The following is a 1,589-nucleotide window of genomic DNA, read 5'->3' as shown; positions in this document are numbered from 1 at the left end:
CGGCGGTGCCGGCCGTTCCGGCGGTGCTGGCGGTGCCGGCCGACCCGCCGCCGGTGGGCGCACCACCAGGCGCGGGCTCCGCGCCGGGACCGCCCGGGCCGGGTCCAGCCGGCGGTGCTCCGGAGCCGCCGGAGGAGCCGTCGCCGTCGAGAACCTGCTTGGGGGCGGGCCCGGAGGGCTTGCCCGGCAGCGGCAGCGGCCGGTTCATCGACTGCTTCGCGTCCTGCTCGGCCGCGATCGAATGGTACATATCGAAGCCCACGAACGCGATGAACCGGTACACCATGTAGGGCGCGAAAGCGGCTACGAACATCAACACGATGCCCGCGACCGGATCCGCGATGGAGGCCAGGTCGAAGTCGATCGGCGCGTTGACCTGATTGATCGCGACCAGGAACACCACGACGATGACGAGTTTGCTGAAGATCAAGGCGAGGACGAAGCTCGCCCATTTCCCGAACCAGCCCCGGGCGGCATCCCACGAGCCCCCGGAGAGCGCGACCGGCGCCATGACCACCGCGACCAGGATCAGCGCTTTGCGGATCAGCAGGCTGAACCACACGATCGCCGCCGCGCTCAACGCGAGGAACGACAGGAAGATCGTCACGATCGCCCCCGCACCGGGGGCGCTGAGGTTGATGGCGGTGAGCCCGGCCACTAGCAGGCCGATCTTGCCGCCCATCTCCTCCACGGTCGTCCCGGTGGCCTGGACGACCCCGATGGTGAGCTGGTCGACGACCTCCAGCAGCGTCGTGGTCAGGGTGACCACGAGGAAGGAACCGAGGACGCTCCGCGCCAGCCCGAGACCAGCACGCGAGAGCGCAGACGGGTCGCGGCGGATCAGGCCGGTGATCAGCTGCAGGCAGAAGAAGATCAGCATCAGGAAGATGGCGATCCCGAAGATGACGTTGTACACGCCGATGTAGCCCGGGTCGCTCAGGTCGACCAGCGTCGTGGTGTCGAACAGCCACCACACGCCCTGGAACATCCAGGACGCGGCGGCGCCGATCGCCTGCGCCAGCCAGTCGAACGGCGCGCTGATCAGCGTCGCCGCGGTCTCGCCGACGACGTCGCAGACGTTGCTGATGATGGGGACGTCGCAGATGCCGGCCATGCCTCACCCCTTTCCGTTGCTTGTTTGAAAGGGTCAGGACACGGTCTGGCCGACGTTCCAGAAGAAATTGATGAGCGTGACGCTGGCGCCGGTAATGATCGCCGCGCCGCAGGAGATGAGCACGCCGAGCTTGCCCCTCGACGCGAGGTGGGGGTTGGAGGAGTTCGCGCCGAAACCCCAAACCACAGCCGAGATGATCAAGGCCAAGACGCTGAGGATCAATCCGACCGTCATGACGGCGCCAACGACGGTGCGCAGCGCGGCGATGCCGGGCAGGCCGTTGTCGTTGGGCGGGATGACGATGTCGGCCGGGACGGCGGCGACAGTCAGGGCGAGGGTGTCGACGATGAGGGTCATACAGGGCTCCTTGACGAGTACGAGCCCGCCTCGTGCAGGGCTCACCGTCACAGGTGCGGACCCCCGGCGGCGGCCGCTGCCGTCACCGGCCCGGGCTTGGCCGGCTCGGAGCTGGTGC

Annotated in this window: 2 protein-coding genes; both read right to left on the bottom strand. The window is 68.3% G+C overall.

Annotated features, from left to right (window positions below; genetic code table 11):
- On the bottom strand, positions 1–1,114 hold a 1,114-nt coding region (locus tag AC04ME_RS19160), incomplete at its 3' end, for a conjugal transfer protein TrbL (RefSeq protein ID WP_475436603.1).
- A gap of 33 nt (positions 1,115–1,147) precedes the next feature.
- A complete protein-coding gene (locus AC04ME_RS19155) occupies positions 1,148–1,471 on the bottom strand; it encodes a DUF6112 family protein (RefSeq protein ID WP_087132356.1) in 324 nt (107 codons plus the stop codon).
- Positions 1,472–1,589: the final 118 nt, after the last annotated feature.

The sequence above is a fragment of the Microbacterium sp. LjRoot205 genome, from assembly GCF_056175745.1.
The sequence above is the reverse complement of the archived record's forward strand: the minus strand, read 5'-3'. Positions and strand labels throughout refer to the sequence as shown.